This window comes from Streptomyces sp. NPDC026394 (assembly GCF_055567735.1).
On record NZ_JBVHPX010000002.1, the window covers coordinates 118,483 to 141,217 of the forward strand.

Consider the following 22,735-nt stretch of genomic DNA (forward strand, 5'->3'; position numbering starts at 1 on the left):
TGTGACAGGGACCACTGACAACGCCCCTCGCAGCGCCGTCCCCCGCGCCCCTCGCCCGCCGCGTCGTATCGCCGTCCCGGCCCCGCCCCTCACAGCCGCTGAAGGATCGTCCCCGTCGCCAGCCCTCCACCCGCGCACATCGTCACCAGGGCGAACTCCTTCCCCGTCCGCTCCAGTTCGTGCAGTGCCGTGGTGATCAGGCGGGCACCCGTGGCGCCGACCGGATGACCCAGGGCGATGGCGCCGCCGTTCACATTGACCTTCTCCAGGTCCTGGTCGAAGACCCGCGCCCAGGACAGCACGACCGACGCGAACGCCTCGTTGATCTCGACCAGATCGATGTCCTTCAGTGACATCCCGGCCTTGCCCAGCACGGCCCGCGTCGCGTCGATGGGCCCGTCGAGGTGGTAGTGGGGGTCCGCGCCGACCAGCGCCTGGGCGACGATGCGGGCCCGTGGCTTGAGTTTGAGCGCGCGGGCCATCCGCTTGGACGCCCACATCACCGCGCTCGCGCCGTCCGAGATCTGTGAGCAGTTGCCCGCCGTGTGCACGGCGGTCGGCATGACCGGCTTGAGCCCGCCGAGCGCCTCCATGCTCGTGTCGCGCAGCCCTTCGTCGCGGTCCACCAGCCGCCACATGCCCTGCCCGGCGGCCTGTTCGTCCTCCGTGGTCGGCACCTGCACGGCGAAGGTCTCACGCTTGAAACGTTCCTCGGCCCAGGCCGCCGCGGCCCGCTCCTGCGAGCGCAGCCCGAGCGCGTCGACGTCCGCGCGGGTCAGCCCCCGGTTGCGGGCGATGCGTTCGGCCGCCTCGAACTGGTTGGGCAGGTCCACGTTCCACTCGTCCGGCCAGGGTTTGCCGGGGCCGTGCTTGGAGCCGCTGCCGAGCGGCACCCGGGACATCGCCTCCACGCCGCACCCGATGCCGATGTCGATGACGCCGCCCGCGACCATGTTGGCGACCATGTGGTTGGCCTGCTGGGACGAGCCGCACTGGCAGTCCACGGTGGTGGCGGCCGTCTCGTACGGCAGGCCCATCGTCAGCCAGGCGGTGCGGGCCGGGTTCATGGACTGCTCGCCGGCGTGGGTGACCGTGCCGCCGACGATCTGTTCCACGCAGTCCGGCTGGATGCCGGTGCGGGCGAGCAGTTCGCGGTAGGTCTCGCCGAGGAGGTAGGCGGGGTGGAGGTTGGCGAGCGCGCCGCCGCGCTTGCCGATCGGGGTGCGTACGGCTTCCACGATGACGGGTTCCGCGGCCATGACTGACTCGTCCTCTCCTCACGTCCCGCAGGACGTCCCGGCACCCCCGACGACGGAACTGGTACGCGTTCTAGTTCCCCGGCCAGTCTCTTTGAGCCGCGGGCGGCGGCGCAAGGGTGCTGCACGGGCCTTCCACCCCCAACAGGCGCGCCGAGCCGGTACTTGACGCCCCGCGCCCCCTTGCCACTTATAGAACTCGTTACTACCTTCACCGCCATGAGCTGACGGCCCGTCAGGACCGCCGGTCGGCATCCGTACGACGGCGGGCCGCCAGGACCCCCGACCGGCACGCGACCGGCACCGGGCCGGACCAGAGCTGGAGTCGCCGAGATGCCATGCCCCGCGCTGCCCGACGGGTTCGACTTCACCGACCCCGACGTCTACCACCACCGCGTCCCGCTGCCCGAGTTCGCCCAGCTGCGGCGCACCGAGCCCGTCTGGTGGAACGCCCAGCCGCACGGCATCGCCGGCTTCGGCGACGACGGCTACTGGGTGGTGACCCGGCACGAGGACGTCCGGGAGGTCTCCACCCGGCCGGAGGTCTTCTCGGCGAGCCTGAACACCTCGATCATCCGCTTCAACGCGGCCATGACCCGCGACAAGATCGACGTGCAGAAGCTGATCATGCTGAACATGGACCCGCCGGAACACACCCGGGTCCGGCAGATCGTCCAGCGCGGCTTCACGCCCCGCGCGATCCGCGCCCTCGAAGGGGCCCTGCGCGAGCGCGCGCGGACCATCGTCGCCGCGGCCCGCGGCAAGGAGTCCGGCGACTTCGTCACCGACATCGCCTGCGAGCTCCCGCTCCAGGCCATCGCCGAGCTGATCGGCGTCCCCCAGGACGACCGGTCCCGGATCTTCGACTGGTCGAACAAGATGGTCGCGTACGACGACCCGGAGCTGGCCATCACCGAGGAGGTCGGCAACACCGCGGCGGAGGAGCTGATCTCGTACGCGATGAACCTGGCCGCGGCCCGCAAGGAGTGCCCGGCCCAGGACATCGTCAGCCGGCTCGTGGCGGCGGAGGACGAGGGCAACCTCGCGTCCGACGAGTTCGGGTTCTTCGTCCTCCTGCTGGCCGTCGCGGGCAACGAGACGACCCGCAACGCGATCACCCACGGGATGCACGCGTTCCTGACCCATCCCGACCAGTGGGAGCTGTACAAACGGGAACGGCCCGGTACCGCCGCCGAGGAGATCGTGCGCTGGGCGACGCCCGTCGTCTCCTTCCAGCGCACCGCCACCCAGGACACCACCCTGGGCGGCGCGCGGATCGGCAAGGGGCAGCGCGTCGGCCTCTTCTACGCCTCCGCCAACCACGACCCCGAGGTCTTCGAGGCCCCCGGGACGTTCGACATCACCCGCGATCCCAACCCCCACCTGGGGTTCGGCGGAGGCGGCCCGCACTTCTGCCTCGGCAAGTCGCTCGCCGTCCTGGAGATCGATTTGATCTTCCAGGCCATCGCCGACACCGTGCCGGACATCGCCCTCGCAGGCGCCCCGCGCCGGCTGCGGTCGGCCTGGCTGAACGGGGTGAAGGAGCTGCGGGTCCGGTACGCGTAGGGCGTGCGCGTACGCGAAGACGCGGCGGAGCCGAGCCGTACGGGACGCTCCGGTACGGCGGGGCTGCCGGGCGACGTGCCGCCGCGTCTCTTTTGCGTCTCCTGTGGTTCCTTCGGTCCTCAACCTTGCCAACGGCTACTGGCAGACTTACATTCAACTCGCCAGTAACACCGGCCAGTTCTTCACACCCTCCACCCGATCACCACACGCTTGCCGTTTCCTGGCCCGGTGCCCAGCACGTCCCCCCACAACTCTCGGCTGCGCGATCCACCGCACTTCGAAGGGGACCACTCTCATGAAGGACGCACACGGCAGACACGTCACGGGGCGCGTCAGCTGGCGCAAGTTCGCCGTGCTGTCCGTCCCGGCCCTCGCCGGGACCGCCGCGCTGGGCATCGCCCTGGCCAACGGCGCGCTGGCGGCTTCGTTCGCCGTATCGGGACAGCAGTTCAAGGTGTCCGCCGCCTCCCTCAACGGCGAAGGCTTCGCCCAGTACGGCGGCGTCGACCAGAACGCGCGCGGCGAACTGCTGCCCGTGGCCGTGACCGCCATCAAGAAGGCCGACCTGCACAAACTGTGCCAGTCGGTGGTCACCACACTGCCGGTCATCGGCGACATCTCACTCAACCTCACCGCGGGCGGCGGCAAGACGCCGGTCAAGGCGACCGACCTCTTCGTCGACGCCACCCAGCTCTCCGGCAACGCGGACTTCAACAACATCGAGATCGGCCGGGACGCCTCCACCCTCGACAAGGGACCGGCGACCGCCCAGGGCATGCAGGACCTGTTCGCCCAGCAGGCCGACGACGTCAACATCACCGACCTCAAGCAGACGGCCTGGGCCACCAACGCCGGGACGTTCCGGCTGGCCGGCCTGAGCATGAAGATCTCCAAGGGCAAGAAGGAATGCTTCTGACCGGGAAGGGCTCCTGGCGGCGCGGGCGTGCGGCCTGGCGGCGCTGGCGCAAGGGCCGCCCCTTCTGGGGCGGGCTGGCGGCCGTCGTCGCCGGTGCGGAGATCTGCGCCATCCCGCTGGCACCGCTGAAGATCATGCTCCAGCAGGGCATCGCCGGGATCCCGTCCGTCCTGATGGGCCTGGTCATGATCCTGATGGGCCTGTCCGCGTGGTTCGCGCCGCACTACCGGGGGCTGGCCGGCGTCCTCACCGTCCTGGTGGCCACCGCCGCACTGGTGATGTCCAACCTCGGCGGGTTCCTGTTCGGCACGATCGTCGGCATCCTCGGCGGCGGCATGATCTTCGCCTGGCAGCCACGCCCACTGCCGGAGCCCGAGCCGGAACCGCGGGCGGACGCGGGTACGAGCACGGGCCCGCGGCCGGAGCCGGGTGCGGGCCCGTCCGGCAGCGAGCCGTCCGCACCGCCCCGCACCCAGCCGCAGAGCTGACCGGGCCGCGCGGCAGGACCGCGTCGTACGCGTACGGCGACGCCCTCGTACCCGTACGGTGCACGCCCTCGTGCGGGTACGGCGGCGACCTCGCCCCCGCGGGGCGGCGCTTCCGTGCCCGTACGGCGACGCCTCGTGCCCGTGGAGCGGCGCCTCCGTACCCGCACGGCGACGCCCTCGCCCGTAAGACAGCACCTCCGTACCCGTACGACGGTGTCCGCCACGGGCGGCCCGCCGGGCTCCGTCCTCCGCGTACGGCGGGCTCGCACACCCCCCAGACCCGCAGGTGTTCGCAGGCACCTGCGTCGCCCCACCAACACCGCTCGCAGAAGGAGAACCGCGATGACGCACAGACCCGCACGCTCTCGCGCACACCACTCCGTCGCACGGCGGCCGCGCGCCCTGCTCGCCGCCGGTACGGGCATCCTCGCGACCGCGTCCCTCTCCCTGGCCCTGACCGGCTCGGCCACCGCCCAGCCCACCGGGGCGCCGGTCGCCGCCGGCCCGACCACCGTCACCCCGGCCGGTCACTCCTACGCCGCCACCCTCAGCGGCAAGGCCACCTTCAAGGCCGGTTCGGTGACGGTGACCTGCACCGTCTCCAACGCCACCGGCCAGGTCCCGCAGGCCCCGGACAATGCCAACGCCTCCGGCCCGGTCAGCAACGGCATCTCGGCGCCCAGCTACACCTCGTGCACCACCAGCATGCCGGGCGTCAGCGCCACCATCCAGACGTCCGGCGCCTGGGGCGTCACCATGCAGAACGGCGCGCCGAGCACCGCCGGGCTGACCATCCCGACCGGCGGTTTCGTCCTCAGGACCAGCGGCCTGGCCAGTTGTACGGTGACGGCCGCTCCCACCGGCGCGGCGACCGTGAGCGGTACCTGGGCGAACGGCGCGCCGTCCACCCTGACCTTCACCAACGCCTCGGTGCCGGTGAAGGTCGTCGGCGGCTTCGGCTGCCCGACCAGCGCCACGACGTCGACCTTCAACGCCACGTACAAGGTGGCCGACACCACCGACCCGGCGTCGCAGATCACGGTCACCGGCTGACGGGCGGTCCCTGCTGACAGGCGGACCCGGCTGACAGGCGGTCCCGCCTGACGGCCGGCTCCGGCTGACGGCCGGGAGGCGTCCGCCGGCCGCCCCCTCAGCCGCGGACGCCCCCGGCCGTCGTCAGTCCGTCGCCCTCACCCGCCGGTGAGGGCGACGGCAACCGCCACCGCGCCGATCACGAGCGCCCCCGCCACGGCGAGCAGGCCCGTCACCAGGCGGCGTCGCAGCACCCGGTACACGCCCTCGTACTCGGCGCGGAGTTCGCCGCTGCGTGCGGCGATCCGCCGCAGATAGGCGCGGGAGAACTCCAGTTGGTCCGCCTGGTACTGCCGCTCGACCTCCTCCCGCTGCGCGCGGGTCAGCCACGGCAGCCGGTCGCTGAAGTCGCGGGCACGGGTGCGCGCACGGTCCTTCTCCGCCTCCCAGAGCAGATATCCCTCGATCTCGTTGATGGCCTCGGCCGTGCTCACCGGCGTGCCTCCGCTCATACCAGCACCTCGCGTTCCTTCGCACGGTCCAGTCCGGGCGCACCGACTTCGGGGTGGTGCAGGTCGAATGCCGGGGATTCGGACCGGATACGCGGCAGGGAGGTGAAGTTGTGCCGCGGCGGCGGGCAGGAGGTCGCCCACTCCAGCGAGCGTCCCCAGCCCCACGGGTCGTCGTCCGTGACCCTTTCCCCGTACTTCGCGGTCTTCCAGACGTTGTAGAGGAACGGCAGCAGCGACAGGCCGAGCAGGAACGAGGCGATCGTCGAGACGGTGTTGAGCGTGGTGAAGCCGTCGGCGGCCAGATAGTCGGGAATGCGGCGCAGCATGCCTTCGGCGCCCAGCCAGTGCTGGACGAGGAAGGTGCCGTGGAAGCCGATGAACAGCGTCCAGAACGTGATTTTCCCGAGCCGCTCGTCGAGCATCTTGCCGGTGAACTTCGGCCACCAGAAGTGGAAGCCGGCGAACATCGCGAAGACGACCGTGCCGAAGATGACGTAGTGGAAGTGGGCGACCACGAAATACGAGTCCGTCACGTGGAAGTCCATCGGCGGCGACGCCAGGATGACGCCGGTCAGCCCGCCGAAGGTGAAGGTGATCAGGAAGCCGACCGCCCACAGCATCGGTGTCTCGAAGGACAGCGAGCCCTGCCACATCGTGCCGATCCAGTTGAAGAACTTCACGCCGGTCGGTACCGCGATGAGGAACGTCATGAAGGAGAAGAACGGCAGCAGCACGCCGCCCGTCGCGTACATGTGGTGCGCCCAGACGGTGACCGAAAGGCCCGCGATCGAAATCGTCGCCGCGATCAGACCGACGTAACCGAACATCGGCTTCCGGGAGAAGACCGGAATGACCTCGGAGATGATGCCGAAGAACGGCAGCGCGATGATGTAGACCTCGGGGTGGCCGAAGAACCAGAAGAGGTGCTGCCACAGCAGCGCGCCGCCGTTGGCCGCGTCGAAGATGTGCGCGCCGAATTTGCGGTCCGCCTCCAGCGCGAAGAGGGCCGCGGCCAGCACGGGAAAGGCGAGCAGGACCAGTACACCGGTCAGCAGCACGTTCCACGTGAAGATGGGCATGCGGAACATCGTCATGCCGGGCGCGCGCATGCAGATGATGGTGGTGATGAAATTGACCGCGCCCAGGATCGTCCCGAAACCGGAGAAGGCCAGACCCATGATCCACATGTCGCCGCCGATGCCCGGGGAATGCACGGAGTCGGAGAGCGGCGCATAGGCGAACCAGCCGAAGTCGGCGGCGCCCTGCGGCGTGAGGAATCCGCCCACCGCGATCAGTGAGCCGAAGAGGTACAGCCAGTACGCGAACATGTTCAGCCGGGGGAAGGCGACGTCGGGGGCGCCGATCTGCAGCGGCATGATCCAGTTCGCGAAACCGGAGAACAGCGGCGTCGCGAACATCAGCAGCATGATCGTGCCGTGCATCGTGAACGCCTGGTTGAACTGCTCGTTCGACAGGATCTGGTGGCCCGGCCTGGCCAGCTCGGCGCGCATCAGCAGGGCCAGCAGGCCGCCGACGCAGAAGAACGCGAACGAGGTGATCAGGTACAGCGTGCCGATGGTCTTGTGGTCGGTGGTCGTCAACCACTTCACGGGGGACTTCATGCACCGTAGGTGTCCGGGGCCGCCAAAAACTTCACCGCGGCAGGGTGTGAAGATCGCAGGCGTGCCGGACACCAACAGATCATGAGCAAGGACGCAGCCGCCGGGGACGGCCCGGACGAGGACTTCGGCGCGGGCCCCGGCACGGACCTCGGCCAGGACGTCGACGAAGCCTTCGCCGCCGCCTACCGCGCGCATTACTGGGCGGTCAGCCGCTTCGTCGCCCGCCGGCTGGACAGCGGGCAGGAGGACGACGTCGAGGAGGTGGTGGCGGAGGTCTTCTCCATAGCCTGGCGGCGGCGCACCGAGCTGCCGCCGTCCCCGCTGCCCTGGCTGTACGGCGTGGCCCGTAACTGCCTCTCCAACACGGTGCGCGGCTTCGGCCGCTACCGGCGCCTGCTGCACCGTCTCGGCAATCACGAGGCCGCGCACCGCCGCCAGACCGTGGACAGCCCCGATACGGAACGGCCGGGGTCCTGGGTGCACGAGGCGCTGGAGCGCCTCTCCCCCGCCGACCAGGAAGTGCTGCGCCTGACGGCCTGGGAGGAACTGACGCTCCAGGAACTGTCCGTCACCCTCGACTGCAGCCAGAGCGCCGCGGCCATGCGACTGCACCGGGCGCGCAACCGGCTCCGTACGCAGATAGACCGCCTCCGGCCCAAGGGAGCGCCGGAGCCGGGCCCCGACCCGGGCCCCGTCACGCCCCCGCCGCGCCCCCGCGCGCACCGCACACCCGCACGCCGTACCCCCGCCCGTCCCCCCCTGCCCGCATCCGCGGTGCCGACCCGAGCCGGAGGCCGCAGCCTTGACTGACGAACTGGAGCTGCTGCGGCAGGCCGATCCCGTACGGTCCGACGAGGGACCCTGGCGCGACCGCCCGCTCACCGCGCGCGCCGAACACCGGCTGGCCGCGCTGACGAGCGCCGACGCGCCGTCTTCCCCGCCGGCGCATGCCCCCGAGCGCGCCTCCCGCCCCACCCGCCGCCCCCGCGCCGCCCGGCCGCGCCGTACCCGCCGTCTGCTCATCGGCGCCACCGCCGCCTCGGCCGCCGCGATCGCAGCCCTCACCCTCACCTTCTCCGGCGTCGGTACGGCACCGGCGGCGGCCTCCCCCACCGCGCTCGTCGTGCAGCCCGACGCCCCGGCGCTACCGCTGGACGAGGTCGCGCGCCGGGCGGAGGCGTACGCCCGTGCCCTGCACGACGCGCCCAAGCCGCACCGGGGCAGCCACCTCCAGAGCTGGTACCTGAGCATGGAGACGGGCCCCGACGCGCAGCCGCCGGTCACGATCCCGGAGGAGCGCATCACCCGCTGGAACCCGGACGGCAGCGGCTCCGAACTCGTCGTCGCCACCGACCCCCGGCACCCCGGCCGCCCGGTGATCAACGATGCGGACGGCGAGTGGCGCACCGTCAACGACGGCAAGGTCCTGCACCGCAGGACGTATCCGCCGGGCACCCGGCTGGACGACCCGGCCACCGGTGACGGCACCCTGCCCGCCCGGCCGCCCGCCGACCCGGACGAGCTGCGCTCCTACCTGTCCACCTTCTACAGCGGCGCCGGCACCGAGACGCAGCCGCTCCTGATGGCCCTCTCCTCCTTCCTCCAGGAGTGGACCCCGGGTCCGCGCGAGTCGGCGGCGCTGGTCCGGATGCTCTCCCGGACGAAGGACCTCCGCCCGGCCGGCCAGGTCATCGACCGTCTCGGGCGGCGCGGCCAGGCGTACGCGTACCACGGCACGGACGCGTCGGGCGGGTCCATGGACGGCACCCTGCAACTGGTCATCCTCCACCCGGAGACCGGCCGGCTCCTCGGCATGGAGACGACGTTGACGAAGGACGTCCCCGACTTCAAGATCAAGGCGGGTGACGTGCTGTCGTACGAGGCATGGATGCCATGAGGTGAAGGCGGGCCGCCGGCTGACGCCCTTCCGGCGGCCCCGCGTCCGTCCGCTCAGTGGCTGATGTCCCTCCGGCGGCCCCGCGCCGACCGTTCAGTGGCCGACCCGTTCCAGGGCCTGCCGCGGGTAGCGCGCGCCCGCCACGGCATCGGCGGGCACCGCCGCGCGCAGCCGCGCGACCTGCTCCCCGGTGAGCGTCAGATCCGCCGCGGCGGCGTTCTCGGCGACGTAACGCGCCCGTTTCGTCCCGGGAATCGGCACGATGTCCTCGCCCTGCGCCAGCAGCCAGGCGAGCGCCGCGCGCGCCGGCGGCACCCCCAGCTCGTCGGCCACGCGGCGCACCGCGCGGACGAGCGCCAGGTTGCGCTCGATGTTCTCGGCGGAAAAACGCGGCCAGCGACGCCGGTTGTCGTCCTCGCCCAGCTCCTCGCGCGAGGCGAGCACCCCCGCGAGCATCCCGCGCCCGAGGGGCGAGTACGCCACCACGGTCACGCCCAGCTCGCGGCAGGTGGCGAGCAACTCGCCCTCGACCACGTCCCGGGTGAACAGCGAGTACTCGACCTGGACCGCGCTGACGGGGTGCACGGCGTGCGCCCTGCGCAGCGTCTGCGGGCTGACCTCCGAGAGGCCCAGGTGACGCACCTTGCCCGCCGCGACCAGCTCCGCCATCGCGCCGACGGTCTCCTCGACCGGTACGGCGGGGTCGCGGCGGTGCGCGTAGTAGAGGTCGAGGTACTCGACGCCGAGCCGGCGCAGCGACGCGTCGCAGGCGACCGGCACGTACGCGGGCGAGGTGTCCACCGTGTCGACCCGCCCGGTCGCCGGGTCGTGCCGCAGCCCGAACTTCGTCGCGAGGACGACGTCCTCCCGCGCGCTCCGGCCGCGCAGCCAGTCGCCGACGAACTCCTCGTTCGCCCCGCGCCCGTACGCGTCGGCCGTGTCGAGGAACGTCACCCCCAGGCCAGCGGCCCGGTCGAGCGCCCGTCGCGCTTCCGCCGGATCGGCGGGCCCGTACGCGACGGACATTCCCATGCACCCGAGCCCCACGGCCGACACCGCGGCCCCGCCCGGCCCACCGAGCCGTCGATACCTCATGGCGTTCCTCCATCACTCGCCGGGCCTGCTCCGCCGAGTGGCAGGGTACGGCCGGATGGCTGATGCTTGATGGGCGCGACGATCCCGCGGCGCGGCAGCGAAACGCTGCCGCGCCGCTCGCGTGGGGTGCCCGGCATCCCGCGCCGGGCGCCCGAGGACGTCAGGCCAGGGGAACGTTGACGCAGGCCAGGCGGGCGCCCGCGGTCCCCGCGTGGCCCGGTTCGGTGTGCGTCCTGTGCTCGTGGACGACCACCGAGCGGGCCTGTCCTTGGCGGACGTGCCAGGTGACCCTGGCGACCGAGGCACCGTCGCCGTCCGCGTCCGTCTTCAGGTCGAGCCACACCTCGTTGCGCGGGTTGGCGTAGGCGGGGTCGGTGGAGGGCTGCACCGGGTCGGGCACGTTCTGGTAGTGCGGGCCGGAGTCGGCCGGTACGGGCCCGCACGGCTTGGTGTGGACATGAGCACCGTACGTACGGTCCGGAACCAGACCCGCCAGCCGCAGACCGACGACCGTACGGGCGTCCTTGCCGGACCCGTAGCGCTTCTCCACGACCGTGACCCGGCTGCCCTCGGGCACCAGGGCCGGATCGTGGGTGACGGCCTCACCCGTCGGCGACGCGGTGAAGTGGGCACGGACGGTCACGCTGGTGCTCTGCACTCCCATGGACGGCGCGGTGGCGGGCGCCATCGCCAGTGATGCGGTCAGCACTGCCGTAGCGATAGACATGCGACGCACCCTCGCGTCCCGGCGCGCCGACCGGAACCGGGTATCCGGCCAGGCGGGGCGCACGGAAAAGTTATGTACGCGGGGTTGGGGAAGGGCGCGCGGGGCACACGGGGAGCGCGCGTGACAGCCCTGGAAGCGGGGGCGTGGACGCGGGCCCGGGCAGGAGCCCGGGGCCGGGCGGATGCGCGTCCGGAACCGGCTTCGACAGCATCTGGAAGGCCCTCTCGAAGTTTCTTCCGCGCTGCCTGCATACATCGGTCAGGAGTGGGCAGGGTCAGGTCCGTGCGTTGCGCATGTGGCGCAAGAGAGGGCATTTCGGTTGCGGCGATCGCCGCGAGATGGATCACATCCATAAAGGCCGGATAAAGACCCTCGGGACGCCGCTTCCCCTGCCAGGAGCAGGGTTGCACGCTGTTGCGCGGTCAACCGTGCACTGTCCGTGATGAGGCGCTCTGCCCCTATGGTCGACCTTTGCCCCGTCACGCCATGGCGGGCCGGACCCGCCAGTGCGGGTGTTCCATGCAGTCGTCCCAGAGAGCGCAGGCGAGCGAGCACGTGCCGACGCAGTCACCCGTCGCACCGCGGACCCGTACCGGTGGTCCCGTACCCGATCCGGCAGAGCCGGAGAAACCGGAGAAGCGGGGGCAGGGCAGCGGCGACGTCACCGTCGTCGATCCGTCCATGGTCAAGCGGGCCGTCTCGGCAGCCGCCGTCGGCAACGCGATGGAGTGGTTCGACTTCGGCGTCTACAGCTACATCGCGGTCACGCTCGGACAGGTCTTCTTCCCGTCCGGCAACCCGACCGCGCAGTTGCTGTCGACGTTCGGCACCTTCGCCGCGGCCTTCCTCGTCCGCCCCATCGGCGGCATGGTCTTCGGGCCGCTCGGCGACCGTATCGGCCGCCAGAAGATCCTCGCCATCACCATGATCATGATGTCGGCGGGCACCTTCGCGATCGGCCTGATCCCCTCGTACGCCTCCATCGGCGTCGGGGCACCGATCCTCCTGCTGGTCGCCCGGCTGATCCAGGGCTTCTCGACCGGCGGCGAGTACGGCGGCGCCTCCACCTTCATCGCCGAGTACGCGCCCGACAAGAAGCGCGGCTTCATGGGCAGCTGGCTGGAGTTCGGCACCCTCGCCGGTTACGTCGGCGGCGCCGGCCTGGTCACGCTGCTGACCTACCTCTTCCGCCACGACCACGACGCCCTGCTCTCCTGGGGCTGGCGCATCCCGTTCCTGGTCGCGGGCCCGATGGGCATCATCGGCCTCTACCTGCGGATGCGGCTGGAGGAGACCCCCGCCTTCGCGCAGTTGGAGAAGGAGGCGCGGTCCAAGGAGAAGGAGCGCCGGGAGGCCGAGAAGAGGATCGGCCTGCGCGAGATGATCTTCGGCCAGTGGCGCCCGATGCTGCTCTGCGTCGGCCTGGTCCTGGTCTTCAACGTCACCGACTACATGCTGCTGTCGTACATGCCCAGCTACCTGACCTCGGAGCTGAAGTACGACGAGACGCACGGACTGCTGGTCGTGCTGGCGGTCATGGTCGTGATGATGTGCGTGCAGCCCTTCGCGGGCCGGCTCACCGACCGCTTCGGCCGCCGTCCGGTCATCGCGACCGGCTGTGTCGGCTTCCTGGTGCTGTCCGTGCCGTCGCTGCTGCTGATCCGGCAGGGTTCGCTGGCCGGCATCGCGCTGGGCATGGCCGTCCTCGGCCTGCTGCTGGTGTGCTTCACGTCGACCATGCCGTCCACGCTGCCCGCGCTGTTCCCGACGAAGGTGCGCTACGGCTCGCTGTCCATCGGCTTCAACGTCTCGGTCTCCATCTTCGGCGGTACGACTCCGCTGGTGGTGACCGCGCTGATCGGCGCCACGGGCAACAACATGATGCCGGCGTTCTACATGATGGCCGCCGCCGTGGTCGGCGGGATCGCGGTCCTGCTGATGTCGGAGAGCGCGGGCAAGCCGCTGCCGGGTTCGCCGCCCGCGGTCGAGACGGAGTCGGAGGCGCGCGCGCTGCGCCGGGCCGTCGGCACGGGCTCAGGTCCGGGTTCCAAGGCCGCTTCGGGCAAGCGACGGGTGACAGCGGAGTCGCCTGCCTGATACGGCCGGTGGCGCGAGCCCCTGCCCCGTACATCTGAAACGCCTGTGCGCGAGGACGAGAGCGTCCTCGCGCACAGGCGTTTTCCCGTGTACGGGGCCGTACCTCAGGTGTCGCTCGGGCGGTTCGGGCCCACCCACCCGCCGTTGTCGCAGATGCGCCCCGTCGGGTCCTTCCGGCCGTGCGCGTACAGCCCGTCCCCCGTGGTCGCGCCGGACGGCGAGGGGAAGAAGCTGGTGTAGGCGAAGCGGCAGCTGTCACCGCCCGCCGCACGGCCGTGCGCGGGGCAGGCCGACGCGGCGGGAACGGCGGCCAGGACGGCGCCGACCGCGGACACCGACACCACCGCGGCACGGGTGAACTTCCGCATGGAGTACAAGAGGTTCCCTTTCGTCACCGGGCCGCGCCCTCGCGCGCCCCGGCCGCCATGCTGGCGGGAAACCGCCGTCCCGGCCCGGCCACACTCCGGCGTCCCGGCGGCTGCAACCCCAACAGCGGACGCGACCGTCACCGCCGCGCCGCCGCCCCGTTGAACCCCTCCGGGTCACTGCTCCACGAGCCGTACGAACGGTATGTTCTCCCCCGCCTGCCGGTAGCCCTCCGCCGTGCCGTCGACCTCGAACCCCATGTACGCCGTCAACTGGCGGGCCGCCTTCGGATGCTTCGGCGCGTACCGCGCCATGATCCGGCCGCCCTCGTCGGCGGGGAGGAAATGCGCGATGACGGCACACCGCCTGCGCCCCACCTGGATGGTGGCCCTGGGCTGCGCCTGGAGGTTGCGGTACCACTGCGCGCCCGGACCGAAGCCGGAAGCCAGCGTCCACGTACGGGCCTGCCGGTCGTACGACACCACCTCCAGGACGACGCGCCGGGTCTTGCCCGACGTACGGCCGAGGTGCTCCAGAAGCAGCAGCCGCTTGCCGAAGAGACCGCCTAGACCGAGCCGGTAGAGGTGGATCGGAGCGCGTAGGGCAAGCCGCTTCCAGCCCGTCGGCCGCGCCGGTCTGCCGACCCGCCGCGCCGCCCGCGGCGGCTCCTGTCCCGCTTCTGAGTTCGACATACTCCGACGCTAACCCCGCCCACCGACAACGGAAGTGGCGCAACCGGCCGAGCTGCGGCACTCGGGCGGGCCGCTCCGCCCCGGGGCGCACCAGCGTTCAATACGGCGCTCCGCGTCCGGACGAGACTCACCGCATGAGCACAGACCTGACGGCCGGAACGCCCGCCGGAACACCTGCCGAGACCGCCGAACGCTTCCCCACGAAGATCGCCCTCGTGGTCCGCGAAGACCTCGCCACCTGGCAGAAACTGAATGTGACGGCCTTCCTGGCGAGCGGCGTGGCGCATGCCGCCGACGACATCATGGGCAAGCGCTACGAGGACGCCTCGGCCAACGACTACCTGGCGCTGCTCCGCGAACCGGTCCTGTGCTTCGCCGCCGACTCCGCCGGCCTGGCCCGTACCCGTGCCCGCGCCGTCTCCCGGGAACTGCCCACCGCGCTGTACACCGCGGAGATGTTCACCACCGGCAACGACGACGACAACCGCGCGGTCGTACGCGCCGTCGCCGCCGACGACCTCGACCTGGTCGGCGTGGCGGTCCACGGTCCCCGCAAGCTGGTCGACAAGGTGGTCAAGGGCCTGAAGCTGCACGGCTGATCCCCGCCCTGGCCTCCGCCCGCCGGACGGTATGGGGCACGATGTTCGGTATGAGCATCGTGAAGATCAATGTGCTGACCGTTCCCGACGAACAGCGGGAGGTTCTGGAGAAGCGCTTCGGCGCGCGGGCCGGTTCCGTGGAGTCCTCGGACGGCTTCGAGTGGTTCGAGCTGCTGCGCCCGGTCGAGGGCACCGACCAGTACCTCGTCTACACGCGGTGGCGTGACGAGGAGTCGTTCCAGGCATGGATGGAGGGCCCGATGAAGGCCGCGCACCAGGGCGGCGGCGCGGGAGGCGGCGAGCGGCCCAAGCCCGCCGCTTCCGGGTCCACGCTCTGGTCGTTCGAGGTGGTGCAGCAGGCCGGGCCGAAGGAACAGGGCTGAGCGGCCGGGTTCCGGGGCTTCCGGGGCGGCTCAGAAGTCGAGCAGACGCTGGGCGGTTTCCCGGTAGTGGCGCAGGGCGACGCGGAGCTGTTCGGTGTCGGCGTTGCCCTGCTCCCAGGACGAGTGCAGGGCGCGGCGGCGGGCGGCCAGGGCCTCCGGCAGGAGGGCGGCCAGCTCTTCGTAGATGCCGTCGGCTTCCTGCACGGCCTCGCGGGGACGGTCGACGAAGCCGTTGACGGCGTGGTCGAGCCGCTGCCGCAGCTTCTCCCGGGCGTCGGAGGGGAGCAGGGGTTCGGCGGAGCCCGTCCGGCCGAAGCCCTCGCCGTGCGTGGAGGAGCCGGGGGTGGACGAGGCGGGGGTTCCTGGGTCGCCTGCCGTGCCGGGGCCGCCGGGCGTTCCCGCCGGGTAGTCGGTCTCGGTTCCGGGCAGGCCGGCGTACACGCCCGGTCCGGACCCGGTGGCGCCCGACGTGGCGGTGGGCGGCGGCGCGGCCGGCTGCTGCGCGCTGCGGTCACCCTCGTACGCGGCGGCTCCGCGCTCCGGCGGCGGCATGCCTTCGCTCGCCGCGCGCTCCTCGGGCGTCTCGACGGGACCGGTACCGCGCTCGTCGTAGGTGCTCATCGCGCACCGCCTTCCGCAGTGTCGTGCCCGTGGCCGCGGCCGTGCGTCCAGGGGGAACGCAGCCGGTCACCGAGCCGCCGGGTGGTGGGCTTGTGGTTCCGGGTGCCGGACCGGCCGGCCGACGGGTCGTGACCGTCGCGGGCCGGGTCGGTGCGGCCGTGCGCCGTGCCGCCGCGGCCGTGGTCACGGTGGCCGTGGTCACGGTGGCCGTGCGAGGTGGAGCGGCCCGTGCCGGCTTCGAGGAGTTCGGTGAACAGGGCGCGCGCGTGCACCACGGCGGCGCGCAGTTCCTCGGTCCCGGCGGCGTTCTCGGGCCGGTTGTTCCGGGCGCGTACGGCGGTCTCGTGGGCCTTGCGGTAGTCGTGGACGCCCTGCGCGTGGTGGACGGAGAGCGCGTCGGTCTGCTCGTCGTAGGTGTCCGCGGGGTAGCCGCGCTCGCGGGCGAGCCGGCCGATCAGCAGGTCGGCCTCGACGACGGCCTGTTCGGGCTCGTCGACGAACTGCCGCTGTACGGCCTCCCACCGCTCCTCGTACTGGAGGCGCAGTTCGGCGGTCAGCGGCAGCGGACGGAACGCGCCGTGGCGGTCCAGCCGCTGGTTCAGTTCGCGTTCGGCGGCCGCGGTGTCGCCGTCGTGCACGGCGACGGCCCGTTCGTACTCCGGGCCGAAGCGGCGCCGCAGACCTCTGCTGCCACTGCGGGCGACCTTGGCGCGTGCCATGAGGACGAGAGCGGCGATCACCAGGAGCGCCACCACAGGGACGATGATCAAGGTGATGGACATACGGATCGGGTAGCCACGCCGCCGGACACCAAACCCCGCCTGCCGACGGACCCTTGGGGCGCCACGGCCCGGCACGGCGGAGTGTGACGGTCCGGCCCGGCAGGGTGTGGCGGCCCGGCCCGACGGGCGCCACGTCCCGGCACGGCGGGGCGCCGCGCGATATCCGGAGGCGGCGCTCCCGCCCGTACGGGCACAATGCCGCCATGACTGACGCCGCCACCAGGCGCCCGCCCGAGACCTGGCACCTCTCGGTCGAGCCCGACGACTCGCCCGCCGCCACCGCCTTGTTCCGCGAGTACTACACCGAGGTCGCGCAGCGCTACCACACCCTGCACGGGTGGCCCCGGATCACGCCCGAGGAGATCGACGAGGGCGTGGCGGAGTATCCGCCCGGTCAACTGACGGCACCGGGCGGCGCGTTGTTCGTCGCCCGACAGGCCGGCGAAGCCGCCGGATGCGCCGGGCTGCTGCTCATCGACGGCGGGCGTACGGCGGAACTGAAGCGGGTGTTCGTCCGCGAACCCTGGCGCGGACGGGGCGCGGCGGGCGTGCTGATGCGCGCAGTCGAGCGCCGGGCGGCGGAACTGGGAGCCGAACGGCTCCGGTTGGACACCCGGCGGGACCTCACCGAGGCCGTCGCGTTGTACCGGGCGTACGGGTACGGGGAGATCCCCGCGTACAAGGAGGACCGGTATGCGGAACTGTTCTTCGAGAAGGCGGTGGCGGGGGTGACCGCGGCCCGCTGAGGCCGGCGCGCCTCCGGGGCGGGGCTCTGCTCAGTGCCCCGCCGGCGGCCGGCGTCTGCGGGTGTCGTCCTTGCGCGGGCTCTCCGCGTCCGAGCCGCACAGTTCCGTCGTCAGTTCGTCGACCAGTTCCGTGAGGTCGGTCGGCCGGTCCTCGGTCCACCAGTCCCCGAGCAGTTCGGCCAGCGACTCGCGGCGCGCGGCGGCCAGCCGTTCGGCGATCGCGCGGCCCTTGTCGGTGAGGACCAGCGGCAGCCCTTCCCGTACGGCCAGGCCGCGCTCCTCGATCTGCCGGGTGGCCTCGGCGATCACCCGGAACGGCACGATGCTGCGCTCGGAGAGCAGCGCGGGCTCCACCGAACCGAAGCGGTTGATGCGCAGCAGCATCCAGCTCGCCGCGGGTCTGAGGTCCAGCCCGGCCTTTTCGGTGATCCGCTCGTAGACCGCCTTGCGGCCCTCCAGGCTGCCCAGCCGGGACAGCGCGCGGCAGACCTCGTCGTACGAGGAACGGTGTACGGGGTTCGAGGAGAGCACCTCGGAGGTGTCGGGCGCGGTGACGCCCCGGCGCAGCGGCTCCTCACGGAGGAACCAGGCCAGGACGAAGGCGATCAGGACGACCGGGACCGCGTAGAGGAAGACGTCGGTGATGGAGGTCGAGTAGGCGTCGAGCACACCGGCCGCGGCGTCGGGGGGCAGTTGTCCCACCGTACGCGGATCTTCCGCGATCTTGGACGGGTCGGTGCCGGGCGGCAGCGGTTTGCCCGCGAGGGCGTCGGCGATCCGGGGTCCCAGCTTGTTGGCGAAGATCGTGCCGAAGACGGAGACGCCGAAGGAGGAGCCGATCGAACGGAAGAAGGTGGCGCCCGAGGTGGCGACGCCGAGGTCCTGGTAGTCGACGGCGTTCTGCACGATGAGGACGAGGACCTGCATGACCAGGCCGAGCCCGAAGCCGAAGACGAAGAAGTACAGGCTCATCACGGTGGTGCTGTCGGCCGGGCCGAGCTGGTGCAGGAGCAGCAGGCCGACGGCCGTGACGGCGGTACCGGCCACGGGAAAGACCTTGTAGTGCCCGGTACGGCTGACGAGCTGCCCGGACCCGGTCGAGGACAGCAGCATGCCGATGACCATCGGCAGCATGTGCACCCCGGACATGGTCGGCGAGACGCCCTGCACCACCTGGAGGAAGGTCGGCAGGTAGGTCATCGAGCCGAACATCGCGAAGCCGATGACGAAGCCGATGACCGCGGTGAGGGTGAAGGAGCGCAGGCGGAACAGGCGCAGCGGGAGGACCGGTTCGGCGGCCCGGCGCTCGACGGCCACGAACACGGCCAGCAGGACCAGGCCGAGCACCCCTAGGCCGATGATCTGCCAGGAGCCCCAGTCGTAGCTGACGCCGCCGAGCGAGGTCATCAGGACGAAGCAGGCGGCGACCGCGGCGATCAGGACGGTGCCGAGGTAGTCGATGCGGTGCGGGGTGCGGCGGACGGGGATGTGCAGCACCGCGGCGATCACGGCCAGGGCGACGATCCCGATGGGCAGGTTGATGTAGAAGACCCAGCGCCAGCTGAGGTGGTCCACGAACAGACCGCCGAGCAGCGGCCCGAGCACACTCGTCGCACCGAAGACCGCGCCGAACAGGCCCTGGTAGCGGCCGCGGTCGCGGGGCGGCACGATGTCGCCGACGATCGCCATCGACAGCACGATCAGACCGCCGCCGCCCAGCCCCTGGACGGCGCGGAACGCGATGAGCTGCGGCATGTCCTGCGCGATGCCGCACAGCGCGGACCCGATCAGGAAGATCACGATGGCGGTCTGGAACAGCCGCTTGCGCCCGTACTGGTCGCCGAGCTTGCCCCACAGCGGGGTCGCGGCGGTCGAGGCCAGCAGGTACGCGGTGACCACCCAGGACAGGTGGTCCAGACCGCCGAGATCGCTGACGATGGTGGGCAGCGCGGTGGCGACGATGGTCTGGTCGAGTGCCGCGATGAGCAGCCCGAGCAGCAGCGCGCCGATCGCGACGAGGACCGTCCGCCGGGACTGCCCCTCGCCGGGCACGGGCGGGGCACCGGTGTCCTGCGCCATGAGCGTCTCTCCTCGTGCGGGTCGTGCGGGCCCGTCGTGCGACGAGGCGGACGACGGGTCATACGGGCGGGTCGTGCGGGCCGGTCTTACGGACCGGTCGTGCGGGCGGGTTCCACGGGCGGGCTCGGGTTTCCCTCCATCCTGATCGTTTCGGTGGGATACGGCCTGCTGAGCGGCGTGCCGCCGGGCGGTGCCCGAAGGCTCCCTGTGCAGGAAGGGACCAGACCGGGATAATCACTGACCGATCGAGAGGTTCAGGAGGGGGAACGCTCGTGACGGCTCAGTCCTGCCCGCACTGCTCGGCACCCACGCGTGACGACGGCCGGCCGAGGTGTCTGTGCGAGGCGGCCGGCGCCGAGGACTTCGATCCCCTGCGGGTACGCCCGTACGTGCGGCTGCCGGACGGGGCGGATGTCACCGGAACGGCGGCGGGCACGACGGCGGACGCCATGCGTCCCGAACCGCGTCCCGCGCCGCGGTTCGGCTCGCGTACGGTGCCCCCGGCCGGGTCCCGGACGGGGGCGCGCGCCGGGTCACGCGCGGGCCTGCGCTCCGGAGGGCGGACGGAGGCACCCGCCGGTCCGCACCGCGATCCGCACGCCGGACCGCACGCCGGTTCACCTGCCGACGCCTGCGCCGCCCCGCACACCGACACCGGCGCCGGGGCCGGGGCCGAGCCCGACGCCCACGCCCGTACGGGCGCCCGAGCCCGCACCGGTGCCCGCACCCCCACCCCCGACGCCTCCCGGCGCCGGAAGAAGCAGGCGGCCCTGGCCGCCATGGCGGTCTCCGCGGCGGGCCTGGCCGCGGGCGCGGTGCTGCTCAGCGGCGCGCTGCTGTCCGATGCGGACCAGGACCGCGCGCTGCCCGACAACCACCGGCACATGCCCAGCGCCGCCCGTCCCTCGGGCAGCGGCGACGGCAACCCCGGAGGAGGCGGCCCGGGGCGCCGCGCCGCGCCGCCGCCCGCGGCCCCCACGCCGGTGCCGCAGCAGGTGACCAGGGCGCAGCCGTCCGCCGGTCCGTCCCGTGCCTCTTCCCCGACGCCCGGTCCGACGTCGGCCCCGAGTACGGCCACGGCGTCCGGCAGCATCACCAGCGCCCCGGAGAGCCGTACGCCGAGCAGTCCGCCGGACGGGCCGATGGTGCTGCGGGAGGGGGCAAGCGGGCCGGAGGTGCTGGAGTTGCAGCGGCGGCTGGAGCAGGTGGCCGTGTATCCGGGTCCGGAGGACGGGCGTTTCGACGTCGCCGTACGCGAAGCCGTCGCCGCGTTCCAGCGGTTCCACGGGCTGCGGCAGGACCCGGCCGGTGTCTACGGGGTGCAGACCCGCCGGTCGCTGGAGGCCCGTACGGTCGAACCGTGAGCCGGGGCGTGCGGGTCGGCCGAGGGGGCGGTTGGCCTCTCGCGGAGGCTCTTTGTATCGTGTAGGAACAAAGTGGTTCCGCCCGCACTCCCTGACCGGCGGGCGGAGCCGCTTGACTCTTTCCTCAGCGCCCAGGAGCCCGCCGATGCCGGCAACCACCCCGCTCATAGCCCGCGCCCTGCTGCTGGACATGGACAGCACGATCGTGAACTCCGAGGCCGTGGTCGAGCGCTGCTGGCGCCGCTGGGCCGCCGAGCAGGGTCTCGACGCGGACGAGGTGCTCAAGGTGGTGCACGGCCGGCAGGGCTGGGCCACGATGGCCGCCCTGCTCCCCGACCGCCCGATGGAGCTCAACCACGAGGACAACCGGCGGATGCTGGAGCAGGAGACCGCCGACGTGGACGGCGTCGTCCCGGTGCCCGGCGCGCCCGCCTTCATGGCCGCCCTCGCCCGGCTCCCGCACGCCCTCGTGACCTCCGCCGACCTCGCCCTCTCCGACGCCCGCATGGGCGCGGCCGGGCTGCCGATGCCGGACGTACGGATCACCGCCGAGTCGGTCAGCGCCAGCAAGCCGGACCCCGAGGGTTTCCTCAAGGGCGCGGCCGAGCTGGGGTACGCGCCCGAGGACTGCGTGGTCTTCGAGGACTCCGAGGCCGGCATCGCGGCCGGGCGCGCGGCGGGGATGCGCGTGGTCGGCGTCGGCGAGCGGGCCGCGGCCTTCGGCCCCGACGTCCACGTGCGCGACCTGGAGCAGGTCCGGGTCGAGGCGCTCGCGGACGGGTCGATCGCGCTGCACATCGAGGGCTGAGGCCGTACGTCGAGGGCGGAGGCCGTAGGTCGCGGCTGAGCCGTACCTCGACGACCGAGGCTGACATCGAGGGCTGAACCGGGCGGGGGGGGGGCCCCCCCCCGGGGGGCCCCCCCCCCCGGCCCCCCGCCCCCCCCCCCCCCCCCGGCGCCCCGGGGCCCCCCCCCCCCCCCCCCCCCCCCCCCCCCCCCCCCCCGGCGGCGCGGGCCCGCCGGGGGGGGGGGGGGGCGGGGGGCCGCCGCGCCCCCCCCCCCCCCCCCCCCCCGCGGGGGGCCCCCCCGGGGGGGGCCCCCCCCCCGGGGGGGCCCCCCCCCCGCCCGTGCCCGTACTCAGCCCACGATCGCCTCGTACAGGCTGAACCCCGCGAGCAGCACCATCACCGCCGCCGCCACCTTCGTGATCAGCTTGAGCGGTACGTACTTCATGAGCGTGCGGCCGCCGAGGATGCCCAGGCCCGCCACCGCCCACAGGGCCAGCACCGCGCCGACGCCCACCGAGACCGGGTCGTCGTAGCGGGCGGCGAGGTTCGCGGTCATGATCTGGGTCAGATCGCCGAACTCGGCGACCAGGATCATCATGAAGCCCGCCCCGGAGACCTTCCAGAAGCTCTGGTCGGCGGGCTTCTTGACCTCTTCCTCGTCCTCGTCCTTCTTGAAGAGCAGCACGGCCGCGCCCGCGAGGAAGAGCACGCCGACGACCGCCTGCACGAGGCGGTGCGGGAGCAGGGACAGCACGCTGCCCGCGGCGATGGCGAGCGCGACGTGCACGGCGAAGGCCGCGGCGACGCCGGCGAACACGTACGAAGCGCGGTAGCGGGTGCCGAGCATCAGCCCGGCGAGGGCGGTCTTGTCCGGCAGCTCGGCCAGGAAGACGACGCCGAAGACGACGGCGGCGACGGTGAAACTGAACACGGGGTGTCTTACCTCGATCGGTCGGGCCGCACCGAGGGGCCCGGAAAAGGGGTCGCTTCGGCACGGCAGCGTCTCTTGCGCACACGTGCGTCTGCGCAAACACTGCGGCCGAAGGTCTCGCTGGCGCGGCAGGGACACCGGTCTCCTGCCACGCTCCGGGCGCCGGCCCACCGCGG

Annotated in this window: 23 protein-coding genes; 12 read left to right on the forward strand and 11 right to left on the reverse strand. The window is 72.3% G+C overall.

The features are described from left to right. Positions 1-89: 89 nt before the first annotated feature. Positions 90-1,259 carry a steroid 3-ketoacyl-CoA thiolase gene (locus ACZ4QV_RS04710; RefSeq protein ID WP_361586695.1) on the reverse strand — a complete coding sequence of 390 codons (1,170 nt, stop codon included), beginning with the start codon at positions 1,257-1,259 and terminating at the stop codon, positions 90-92. A 330-nt stretch (positions 1,260-1,589) separates the two neighbouring features. On the opposite strand from ACZ4QV_RS04710, the gene ACZ4QV_RS04715 reads away from it, so the two are divergent. The 4 genes from ACZ4QV_RS04715 (at position 1,590) to ACZ4QV_RS04730 (ending at position 5,279) form a co-directional block, all read left to right on the forward strand. Continuing rightward, positions 1,590-2,822 (forward strand): cytochrome P450, encoded by a 1,233-nt coding sequence (locus ACZ4QV_RS04715; protein ID WP_467762575.1) that lies wholly within the window; start codon positions 1,590-1,592, stop codon positions 2,820-2,822. 295 nt (positions 2,823-3,117) lie between these two features. Then, complete coding sequence (locus tag ACZ4QV_RS04720; protein ID WP_467762576.1) at positions 3,118-3,738, forward strand: DUF6230 family protein; 621 nt, start codon at positions 3,118-3,120, stop codon at positions 3,736-3,738. Continuing rightward, the gene (locus tag ACZ4QV_RS04725; protein ID WP_361143557.1) at positions 3,729-4,226 is read left to right on the forward strand and encodes a DUF6114 domain-containing protein; all 498 of its coding nucleotides are present in this window, start codon (positions 3,729-3,731) and stop codon (positions 4,224-4,226) included. Before ACZ4QV_RS04720 ends, ACZ4QV_RS04725 begins: the two co-directional genes overlap by 10 nt. Positions 4,227-4,568: 342 nt before the next feature. Next, entirely contained in the window at positions 4,569-5,279 is a 711-nt protein-coding gene (locus ACZ4QV_RS04730) for a hypothetical protein (RefSeq protein WP_361143560.1), read from the forward strand. A gap of 137 nt (positions 5,280-5,416) precedes the next feature. On the opposite strand, the gene ACZ4QV_RS04735 is transcribed toward ACZ4QV_RS04730, so the two are convergent. Both ACZ4QV_RS04735 and ctaD read right to left on the reverse strand, forming a co-directional pair. Next, entirely contained in the window at positions 5,417-5,770 is a 354-nt protein-coding gene (locus ACZ4QV_RS04735) for a hypothetical protein (protein WP_361143562.1), read from the reverse strand. Continuing rightward, positions 5,767-7,392 (reverse strand): aa3-type cytochrome oxidase subunit I, encoded by a 1,626-nt coding sequence (ctaD, locus tag ACZ4QV_RS04740; protein WP_361143565.1) that lies wholly within the window; start codon positions 7,390-7,392, stop codon positions 5,767-5,769. Before ctaD ends, ACZ4QV_RS04735 begins: the two co-directional genes overlap by 4 nt. 81 nt (positions 7,393-7,473) lie before the next feature. Between ctaD and ACZ4QV_RS04745 the strand changes: the two genes are divergently transcribed. Together ACZ4QV_RS04745 and ACZ4QV_RS04750 are read left to right on the forward strand one after the other, a co-directional pair. Continuing rightward, positions 7,474-8,202 (forward strand): RNA polymerase sigma factor, encoded by a 729-nt coding sequence (locus ACZ4QV_RS04745; protein WP_361143568.1) that lies wholly within the window; start codon positions 7,474-7,476, stop codon positions 8,200-8,202. Next, a complete protein-coding gene (locus ACZ4QV_RS04750) occupies positions 8,195-9,289 on the forward strand; it encodes a CU044_5270 family protein (RefSeq protein WP_467762577.1) in 1,095 nt (364 codons plus the stop codon). The genes ACZ4QV_RS04745 and ACZ4QV_RS04750 overlap by 8 nt, the downstream gene beginning before the upstream one ends. Positions 9,290-9,382: 93 nt before the next feature. Here ACZ4QV_RS04750 and ACZ4QV_RS04755 read toward each other — a convergent pair whose 3' ends face one another. Together ACZ4QV_RS04755 and ACZ4QV_RS04760 are read right to left on the reverse strand one after the other, a co-directional pair. Beyond that, positions 9,383-10,384: an aldo/keto reductase gene (locus ACZ4QV_RS04755; RefSeq protein ID WP_467762578.1), complete on the reverse strand. Its 1,002-nt coding sequence runs from the start codon at positions 10,382-10,384 to the stop codon at positions 9,383-9,385. A 160-nt stretch (positions 10,385-10,544) separates the two neighbouring features. Further along, positions 10,545-11,111, reverse strand: coding sequence for a superoxide dismutase family protein (locus ACZ4QV_RS04760; RefSeq protein WP_361619484.1), 567 nt, complete (start codon positions 11,109-11,111; stop codon positions 10,545-10,547). Positions 11,112-11,630: 519 nt separating this feature from the next. On the opposite strand from ACZ4QV_RS04760, the gene proP reads away from it, so the two are divergent. Beyond that, a complete protein-coding gene (gene proP / locus ACZ4QV_RS04765; protein WP_361143578.1) occupies positions 11,631-13,208 on the forward strand; it encodes a glycine betaine/L-proline transporter ProP in 1,578 nt (525 codons plus the stop codon). A gap of 104 nt (positions 13,209-13,312) precedes the next feature. Here the strand turns inward: proP and ACZ4QV_RS04770 are convergent, their stop codons facing one another. Beyond that, positions 13,313-13,576, reverse strand: coding sequence for a hypothetical protein (locus ACZ4QV_RS04770; RefSeq protein ID WP_361143581.1), 264 nt, complete (start codon positions 13,574-13,576; stop codon positions 13,313-13,315). A 174-nt stretch (positions 13,577-13,750) separates the two neighbouring features. Next, a complete protein-coding gene (locus ACZ4QV_RS04775; RefSeq protein ID WP_361143583.1) occupies positions 13,751-14,266 on the reverse strand; it encodes a nitroreductase family deazaflavin-dependent oxidoreductase in 516 nt (171 codons plus the stop codon). A gap of 134 nt (positions 14,267-14,400) precedes the next feature. On the opposite strand from ACZ4QV_RS04775, the gene ACZ4QV_RS04780 reads away from it, so the two are divergent. Continuing rightward, entirely contained in the window at positions 14,401-14,865 is a 465-nt protein-coding gene (locus tag ACZ4QV_RS04780; protein ID WP_361143585.1) for a DUF2000 domain-containing protein, read from the forward strand. A gap of 50 nt (positions 14,866-14,915) precedes the next feature. After that, a complete protein-coding gene (locus ACZ4QV_RS04785) occupies positions 14,916-15,248 on the forward strand; it encodes an antibiotic biosynthesis monooxygenase family protein (protein WP_361619482.1) in 333 nt (110 codons plus the stop codon). A 30-nt stretch (positions 15,249-15,278) separates the two neighbouring features. Here ACZ4QV_RS04785 and ACZ4QV_RS04790 read toward each other — a convergent pair whose 3' ends face one another. Together ACZ4QV_RS04790 and ACZ4QV_RS04795 are read right to left on the reverse strand one after the other, a co-directional pair. Continuing rightward, a complete protein-coding gene (locus ACZ4QV_RS04790) occupies positions 15,279-15,869 on the reverse strand; it encodes a hypothetical protein (protein WP_361143591.1) in 591 nt (196 codons plus the stop codon). Further along, complete coding sequence (locus tag ACZ4QV_RS04795) at positions 15,866-16,651, reverse strand: hypothetical protein (RefSeq protein WP_361143594.1); 786 nt, start codon at positions 16,649-16,651, stop codon at positions 15,866-15,868. The genes ACZ4QV_RS04790 and ACZ4QV_RS04795 overlap by 4 nt, the downstream gene beginning before the upstream one ends. Before the next feature lie 203 nt (positions 16,652-16,854). Between ACZ4QV_RS04795 and ACZ4QV_RS04800 the strand changes: the two genes are divergently transcribed. Further along, on the forward strand, positions 16,855-17,397 hold the full coding sequence (locus ACZ4QV_RS04800) for a GNAT family N-acetyltransferase (protein ID WP_361879585.1): 543 nt from the start codon (positions 16,855-16,857) through the stop codon (positions 17,395-17,397). Positions 17,398-17,427: 30 nt separating this feature from the next. Here ACZ4QV_RS04800 and ACZ4QV_RS04805 read toward each other — a convergent pair whose 3' ends face one another. Beyond that, complete coding sequence (locus ACZ4QV_RS04805; protein ID WP_361143600.1) at positions 17,428-19,476, reverse strand: MDR family MFS transporter; 2,049 nt, start codon at positions 19,474-19,476, stop codon at positions 17,428-17,430. A gap of 272 nt (positions 19,477-19,748) precedes the next feature. Here ACZ4QV_RS04805 and ACZ4QV_RS04810 point away from each other — a divergent pair, with 272 nt between their 5' ends. Beyond that, positions 19,749-20,840, forward strand: coding sequence for a peptidoglycan-binding domain-containing protein (locus ACZ4QV_RS04810; RefSeq protein ID WP_361619479.1), 1,092 nt, complete (start codon positions 19,749-19,751; stop codon positions 20,838-20,840). Between the two features lie 145 nt (positions 20,841-20,985). Beyond that, positions 20,986-21,648: an HAD-IA family hydrolase gene (locus ACZ4QV_RS04815; RefSeq protein ID WP_361143605.1), complete on the forward strand. Its 663-nt coding sequence runs from the start codon at positions 20,986-20,988 to the stop codon at positions 21,646-21,648. Positions 21,649-21,977: 329 nt separating this feature from the next. Here ACZ4QV_RS04815 and ACZ4QV_RS04820 read toward each other — a convergent pair whose 3' ends face one another. Next, positions 21,978-22,559, reverse strand: coding sequence for a TMEM165/GDT1 family protein (locus tag ACZ4QV_RS04820; protein ID WP_125047363.1), 582 nt, complete (start codon positions 22,557-22,559; stop codon positions 21,978-21,980). Between the last annotated feature and the right edge of the window lie 176 nt (positions 22,560-22,735).

Bases quoted from the DNA above. Each gene is read 5' to 3' on its own strand.
- ACZ4QV_RS04795 (WP_361143594.1), bottom strand. From the start codon at position 16,651: ATGTCCATCACCTTGATCATCGTCCCTGTGGTGGCGCTCCTGGTGATC.
- ACZ4QV_RS04780 (WP_361143585.1), top strand. From the start codon at position 14,401: ATGAGCACAGACCTGACGGCCGGAACGCCCGCCGGAACACCTGCCGAG.
- ACZ4QV_RS04710 (WP_361586695.1), bottom strand. From the start codon at position 1,259: ATGGCCGCGGAACCCGTCATCGTGGAAGCCGTACGCACCCCGATCGGC.
- ACZ4QV_RS04755 (WP_467762578.1), bottom strand. From the start codon at position 10,384: ATGAGGTATCGACGGCTCGGTGGGCCGGGCGGGGCCGCGGTGTCGGCC.
- ACZ4QV_RS04800 (WP_361879585.1), top strand. From the start codon at position 16,855: ATGACTGACGCCGCCACCAGGCGCCCGCCCGAGACCTGGCACCTCTCG.
- ACZ4QV_RS04760 (WP_361619484.1), bottom strand. From the start codon at position 11,111: ATGTCTATCGCTACGGCAGTGCTGACCGCATCACTGGCGATGGCGCCC.
- ACZ4QV_RS04715 (WP_467762575.1), top strand. From the start codon at position 1,590: ATGCCATGCCCCGCGCTGCCCGACGGGTTCGACTTCACCGACCCCGAC.
- ACZ4QV_RS04785 (WP_361619482.1), top strand. From the start codon at position 14,916: ATGAGCATCGTGAAGATCAATGTGCTGACCGTTCCCGACGAACAGCGG.
- ACZ4QV_RS04730 (WP_361143560.1), top strand. From the start codon at position 4,569: ATGACGCACAGACCCGCACGCTCTCGCGCACACCACTCCGTCGCACGG.
- ACZ4QV_RS04735 (WP_361143562.1), bottom strand. From the start codon at position 5,770: ATGAGCGGAGGCACGCCGGTGAGCACGGCCGAGGCCATCAACGAGATC.
- ACZ4QV_RS04790 (WP_361143591.1), bottom strand. From the start codon at position 15,869: ATGAGCACCTACGACGAGCGCGGTACCGGTCCCGTCGAGACGCCCGAG.
- proP (WP_361143578.1), top strand. From the start codon at position 11,631: ATGCAGTCGTCCCAGAGAGCGCAGGCGAGCGAGCACGTGCCGACGCAG.
- ACZ4QV_RS04815 (WP_361143605.1), top strand. From the start codon at position 20,986: ATGCCGGCAACCACCCCGCTCATAGCCCGCGCCCTGCTGCTGGACATG.
- ACZ4QV_RS04725 (WP_361143557.1), top strand. From the start codon at position 3,729: ATGCTTCTGACCGGGAAGGGCTCCTGGCGGCGCGGGCGTGCGGCCTGG.
- ACZ4QV_RS04720 (WP_467762576.1), top strand. From the start codon at position 3,118: ATGAAGGACGCACACGGCAGACACGTCACGGGGCGCGTCAGCTGGCGC.
- ACZ4QV_RS04805 (WP_361143600.1), bottom strand. From the start codon at position 19,476: ATGGCGCAGGACACCGGTGCCCCGCCCGTGCCCGGCGAGGGGCAGTCC.
- ACZ4QV_RS04770 (WP_361143581.1), bottom strand. From the start codon at position 13,576: ATGCGGAAGTTCACCCGTGCCGCGGTGGTGTCGGTGTCCGCGGTCGGC.
- ACZ4QV_RS04775 (WP_361143583.1), bottom strand. From the start codon at position 14,266: ATGTCGAACTCAGAAGCGGGACAGGAGCCGCCGCGGGCGGCGCGGCGG.
- ACZ4QV_RS04745 (WP_361143568.1), top strand. From the start codon at position 7,474: ATGAGCAAGGACGCAGCCGCCGGGGACGGCCCGGACGAGGACTTCGGC.
- ctaD (WP_361143565.1), bottom strand. From the start codon at position 7,392: ATGAAGTCCCCCGTGAAGTGGTTGACGACCACCGACCACAAGACCATC.